Source organism: Cupriavidus sp. 05T41 (genome assembly GCF_056396525.1).
This window is the reverse complement of record NZ_JBFTLQ010000165.1, coordinates 1-6,318: the sequence shown is the minus strand read 5'-3', so window position 1 is coordinate 6,318 and position 6,318 is coordinate 1. Positions and strand designations below refer to the sequence as shown.

The following is a 6,318-nucleotide window of genomic DNA, read 5'->3' as shown; positions in this document are numbered from 1 at the left end:
CGTTCACCTGCGGCGATGCCATGCCGCACAACTCGTCGATGTCCGTGGGAAAGGGCGTGTAGGGCACGTTGTACTGGATGCATGCTTCCACGCTGTCGGGAAACGCGTTGATCAGCAGCCAGCCCAGCCACAGCGGAAGGGTGATGGGCACCCACAACATGCCGTGCGGCTTGGCCAGCGTGCGRCGCAGGCCGGCGTACMAGTCGMGGTAGGGYTGCAGYGTGGCCTGTTTSYGGYTGGGTCGGCGCGGTAGCGGCGGCGGTTCGGGCAASGCCGCAGGGCCATGGGCCATGAAGGCTTGCAGGTAGGACCACAATGATTTGGCCGAGCGATCGCCGTCGAACAGACCCAGGTTGCCGCAGGCCGCGCAGATTTCGGTCGACGGGTCCATCGTGTAATCGACCCCGATCAGGTACAGCGGATGCCGGCTGGCATAGCCACTGGCAGACACGATGGGGATGTAGCCGGCCARGGCTTCGAGTTGGTTCCAGTCGAGCACGTGCAGGCGCTCTGTGCCGGGGAAAATGAAATAGAGCTTGCGCGTGCCGCGATGAATGCGGATGAAGGCGCCACGGCTGCGATGTGCGCCGCTGGCAAAGTAAAACAGGAAGGCCATGGCTGGCAACGATGGTGCACTGATCACCAAAGTCCCAACMATCTGAAAGGTTATCTTTTCTTTATCGACAATGGCTAACATGAATAACATCGCAGCGATCGTCACTAAGACGGACATACCGATAAAGCCCGCAGTACTGGTCCGCGTGAAATTCGCATAGGTCTCCAGTTCGACGCACTGATCATTGACGCGACGCACGCCATCGGGCTTGGGCGGCTCACTGATAGCGTGGTTCCGATAGAGCGGCGTGCCGCCCAGACGCAGGCTGGGCGGAAGTCGCTTGATGGTTTCCGCTTTCACAGAGGCGTCCCCACTGGCTCCAGCTTAGCCGGGTCGATGGGATCGGTGAACAGGCCTCCCGAGGAGAACACCAGTGGTGTCGGCGCGCCAGGCTGGTCGATGGCGAGCCCGGGTTGCTCGACCGGGGCGGGCAGGTACAGGTATTTCAGCGCAACCTTGGTGTCCTCGTGCATCTGGATGGCCCAGCCGCATTCCTTGCCGGTATGACCCAGTGGCGTGATCAAGCATTGGCGACGGTAGTCGATGGGGCTGGTACCCGCGGCATAGACAATGGGGCCTTGGACTGGCACAAGCTCGTTGCCTGCCAGGGTGAAGCTGAGTTGGGTTTGGAAATGTTCGGCAGGCATGTCGTTGGTGCCGGGCAACTGGCAATGGATGCGCAGGGTGCCGATCTCATAGCCTGAGGTCTTGTCCCACTCAGCGCTCAGGCGCGGGCGGTAGTAGAGGCCGTGGATGGCATCCAGTTCCTCGCTTCTTGTGTAATGCCGGCGATCGACACCCCAGGCGCTGTGCTTGAGCCATATTTCGACAGGACCGTGTTTGGTMATATCGACGCCGACATTAAAGGCGATGCCAACCCCCAGGGCGACAAGCCCCACCACGGCCCAGCCTGCGGGCGTGAGGCCAAGCACGGCCACTGCCGCCCCGCCACCGGATATCGTAGCGGCTGTCGCGGTGCCGCCGCCCCAGGCCGCCAGCGTCATAACGCCGCCGGCGATGGCAGAACCAAGGTACATGCGGGCCTGTTCGGAATTACTTTCATTGAGGGCATTGACTGCTCTAATGGCATCCGCTGCGGTCGCAATGCCAGCGCCACCTGCGCCGAAAATCGCCACGCCACGCTTGGTGGCGAATATTTTGGCGGTGGTGGCCAAGGCGACATTGCCACGCGCGCCCGCGCGAACGGCGACGACCGTAGCAACAATTTCGATGCCAGCAGCAATGAGCGCGCTAAAAGCACCGATCACTGAAACTGCGTTCGATACTTGAAGCTCGGTMGAATTGAATTGCTTACCCGCTTCCACCATGCCCTTATAAGCAAGCCATCCACCCAACCCGGTGAATAGGTACCCACCAGGCGTGCGCATACGCTTCAGCGTATTGATGAAGATGTTGCCTTCCACCTTGATGGKGCGCGTTGGCGGAAGCGCCAGCCGCTCGATCGGCGCGCTGTCCAGTTCGCGGTAGGTCGTCTCGCCAATCTTGACCCAGTCGTAAACCAGGATCCTGGCGGTCGCCTCCGCTTGCGTGACCTTGGGCATGGGACGCTTCCAACCGCGCAAKCGTTCGCTCCCGAGCGTCTGGTAACCCTGGAACTCGTAGGCGAAGCGCCACATGTCCGCCAGGCTGAGGTCGTACTGGACAATGGTGGCGTTAAAGCGGATCTCAATGACATGGCGTAGACGGCGCACGAGGATATCCGCCTGCTTGTTCTGCGGCAGCGCCTGCAGCAGGCCGATCAATGCATTGGTAGTGGGGGTGGCGGCATGCTCTTCCATGTACTTGTCCACCACGTCGAACATGTTCTTGGCGATGTCGGCAGTCTTTTCCTGAAGGCGCGCCATCAGAATCTGGCTGCCGTTCGCCAGCGCGAGCCAGTAGGGGCTCTGAGCGGGAGGTATCGACGTCAACTTGGCGAGAGCCCGCTGGCCGTCCTGCGTGTGGACCAGGCTACCGATGCAGTTGAATACCGCTTTTTCGTAATCGCGGGCGTTGTGCAGTATCTTCAGATCGAAACAACTCAGCGCTTTACCCAGTAGTCCGGGAGCTTCGATAAGGTCGACCCAGGACGACACGTCCCTGACCGCCATGTCGATAGCGGTGTCGAAGGCCACTATCCGTTTTTCATAGCGGTCCGGGAAGGCGACGGCGTTGGTGTAGTCGATCAGATTGCGCTGCTTGGCGAGCGCCTTAGCCAGTTCCGGAGAGCTTGCCCGCGGGCTGTTCTTTGCCGCCTGAAAATACCCGGCGATGAATCTTCCGCTCTGCAACTTGTGCGCATTCTCGCCAGCGTACCGGGTTTTTCTTTTGACTTCGGAGGCTGCCAGATAGTGAAGTTCGCCGACCATACCCACGGGGTCTTGCAGGGCAACACCGAGTGGCACCACCTCCTTGCGTGGCGACAGGGTGATATACATGTCGCTGATGATCCGGTTGAAGTCAGGACCGGGGGGCGAGGGCTGGATTTCGCTCCAGGGGTAGTACATCGCTTGGCCGTACGTCGCCGGCATCAGTTCGCGAGTCGCGGTGCCCAGGAGCACTGCATTGAACGCATGCGTCTGTGTGGCGCCGCCCGCAGGTTTGATCTTTGTCGCCAGTTTGTCGCGCAGACCACCGTCATTGGTTTCTATGCGCCAAAGCGTGGCATGCGTGAGGATGGTGTCGGTGGCCAGCACATAGACGGTATCGGCAATCTTGTCCTCTGGGGCGAGCAGGTAGGGTTTTGCACCGGTGGTATCGGGGCGGGCCAAGCGGCCGGGAGCGGCGTCCTGGCAGTCGGCTTCGGTCCACCAGATGGGCGCGAAGCGCACGTCGCTGGTGACCTGGTAATGCTGGGTCCACATGCGGCTGTTCTGGTAATAGAACAGGTAGACATAGGTGCCAGGACGCAAAACACGCAGGCCATACGCCTTGCTGCCCTTTAGTTCCGGATAGCCTTTCACGCTGAGTGTCGGGAAGACTGCGGCTTCGAAGCCCTTGTCGGCGATGCCGTAGCGCAGGGGGTAGACCGGGACGCCGCGCTKGCACGACGGCGGCGAAATGGCGCAATTCCTTGGCTTCTCACTGGGATGCGCGGGTTGAAGTGCTTTTTTGAGGGGCAGGGTCACGGTGGTAATCCTCAAACTAGKGGCACGCGATTTGCTGCAGGCGTTCCTCGGCTTCCTGCAKGCGCTGGCGAGCGGGAACATGGCGGCGGGTCAGGTGGTTTCGCAGCAAGGTGTCATGGGCGAACAACGCCTGGGGATAGACGAAGCGCAGCTCCATGTAGTGGCGCGCATCGCGCTCTAGGAGCAACGCCAGGCTGTCGGCTTCGCGGTCGAAGGCCATCAATTGCGCGTATAACTGCGTCTCCGTGAGCGCACTGGCCAGTGCCGGATGGCGCAAGGTGAACAGACGCGCGGTGTCGCGCATGAACCAGGCGTGGCTGGCCTGATCAAGCGTGGCTTCGTCTTCCGGCGTCAACGTGAGGTGGTGGCCGTCGGCCAGCGCGACGCCAGGCATGGCTGTTGGCGCATCGGCTTGCAGCCACTCGGTGGCGTGCTTGCCGCCGGCACGCCAGATCAAGCGAGCGATGGGACCAAACAGTTGGGCAAGGCGCTCGTTGGGAAGGCTTTCGCCTAGCTCTTCGAGTTGGCGCGATGCGCCAAGGCTGAAGGTAAGCGGCAAACCGTCAGCAGCGATGATCAGGCGCAATTGTCGTAGATGCCCGAGCAATTCCTGTTCGTCATCCGGTCCCAACAGCAGTAAGCCGGCGCGCTGGGGTGCCCAGGTTTCGAGGAAGTGGTTAAACAGGGTGGTGTCCAACGGCACCAGCATGGGGCCCTGCTGGTATCCGGGGGACTCGTACTGCCACGCTGTATCCAGCCACACCCACTGATGGTCGAAACGCTGGGTAAGCCCCCGAACATCGGCCTCCAGCGATTCGCTGCATTCGCCACTGAGCCAAAGCCAAGGGCGGGGTCCGTCTTGCAGCGTCGCCCAGGCCGGGGTCGTGACCACCTTGACGTGTTGCCGCGGCCAGCCTGGCACAGCGTGTTCAGCGGTGCTCATGCGTTTGTCCTTCCGCAGGGGCAAGGTTTGCGTGGGCAACTGCCGTCCGCGCGCATGGCGCATACGCGGTCCAACGCTTGACCGGCCCTGGGTGTGCCAGCCATGGATAGCGGATTCCCGCCGCCACCGCCCGGGTGCGAGATGGGCCCCTTGAATCGAATAGCGATCGCATCCAGGGTGATACCGTTGCCGTCAATGCGCAGCGTGCCGCCGGGCCCCCTGATGATGAGGTGCTCTGCCGCCTTCACTTCATAGCGCGCAGTCTTGCGCTCGATGCTTTGCCCGGCCTGCAGCTTGTCATGGCCCTGYACGGTGGTCTCAGCGTGCCCCTCGATCTCGATCCAGTGGTTGGCSGCRGTCYTGTCGCGGCGRTTGTTGCCCACCTCCTCGGTACGATCCTTGCCAGTCCGGATSGTGTGATTGCGCCCGACGGTCAGGAAGTCGTCCTGGYCGACGTCGTGGCGCCGGTCCTGGCCGACGGTCACCTGCTCGTCGTTGCCCACCGTTTCCTTGCGGTCATGTCCGATGGCAATCGTCTCGTCGTGCTCGACCTGCTCGCTGCGGTCATGCCCGACAAAGGTGGTTTCGTCGTGCCTGACGTGAATGTTCTGGTCCTTCTGCGCGTGGACGWAGATTTCCTCCTGGTMCTTCTCRTCCTCGAAGCGCARCTCGTTGTAGCCCTCGCCCTTGTGGGTCTGGCTTTTGATGGTCATGCGGGTCTTGTGGTGCGGMAGYKCGTAGGGYGGCAACTGGTTSGAKCKGTACGTGCGGCCGGTGATGACCGGCTGGTCCGGGTCGCCGTCCCAGAAGTCGACGATCACCTCCTGGCCGATGCGCGGGATGGCGATGTGGCCCCAGGTGGCGCCGGCCCAGTGCTGCGCCACGCGGATCCAGCAGGAACTGTGTTCGTCGTGCCTGCCCAGGCGGTCCCAAGGGAACTGCACTTTGACCCGGCCCCATTCGTCGCAGTAGATCTCTTCGCCGGCCGGGCCGACCACGGTGGCCGATTGCGGCCCTTCGATGCATGGCCGGGGCAGGGGCTCGGCGCGCCACTCGGTCCGGTCGGGGACCAGTTCGGCGGTGTAGTTGTAGCGAGTACCTTGTTCGCTGCCGGCGCTCTCTTCGGCCTGGCTGGTGTGCTGCACGCCGTGGTGGCGCATGCGTATGGGGCGCCAGCCGTGGTTCATGTCGCCGCGCGGGTGGCCGGTGAGTTCGAAGGACAGGCCGGGCACCAGGCGCGGGTCGTCGCCCTCGACGCGGGCAAGGCGGGCGTCGCGGCGGTGGCCGCGCAGGCGCGCCTCGGAGAAGGGCTTGCCGGCTTCGTCGCGTTTGTAGCGTCCCGGGTAGCCGTAGTGTTCGTATCCCTTCTTTTGGTGATCGAGGGGGGTGCTGACCGTAGCGTGTTCGAGGTCGTACTGAGGATGGGTGAAGGTGTAGTCGCGCTGGGTGAGGCGTGCCGTACGCACGTTCTCGGTGTAGGTGAAGCGGCGCAGGGCGGGCTCGGGCTGGTCGCCGCCGGGGGTGGGGTTGTAGAGGACGGGACCGCCGGCGATGCGGCCCTGCACGAACAGGCGGTCGCTGTGGATCAGGCGGTGGCCGTCGGCGTCGTGGCGGAAGGCAAAGTAGAAGCC

The 6,318-nt window shown here is 62.8% G+C and carries 4 protein-coding genes; all 4 read right to left on the bottom strand.

The annotated features are described in order from the left end of the window. Positions 1 to 916: DUF6708 domain-containing protein (locus tag AC1DKV_RS39910; protein ID WP_477139691.1), on the bottom strand; the 916-nt coding region annotated here is incomplete at its 3' end. Next, complete coding sequence (locus AC1DKV_RS39905) at positions 913 to 3,744, bottom strand: toxin VasX (protein ID WP_477139690.1); 2,832 nt, start codon at positions 3,742 to 3,744, stop codon at positions 913 to 915. The genes AC1DKV_RS39910 and AC1DKV_RS39905, both read right to left, overlap by 4 nt. Before the next feature lie 16 nt (positions 3,745 to 3,760). Beyond that, positions 3,761 to 4,687, bottom strand: coding sequence for a hypothetical protein (locus AC1DKV_RS39900; protein WP_477139689.1), 927 nt, complete (start codon positions 4,685 to 4,687; stop codon positions 3,761 to 3,763). After that, the coding region (locus AC1DKV_RS39895; protein ID WP_477139688.1) for a type VI secretion system Vgr family protein at positions 4,684 to 6,318 on the bottom strand (1,635 nt) is incomplete at its 5' end. The genes AC1DKV_RS39895 and AC1DKV_RS39900, both read right to left, overlap by 4 nt.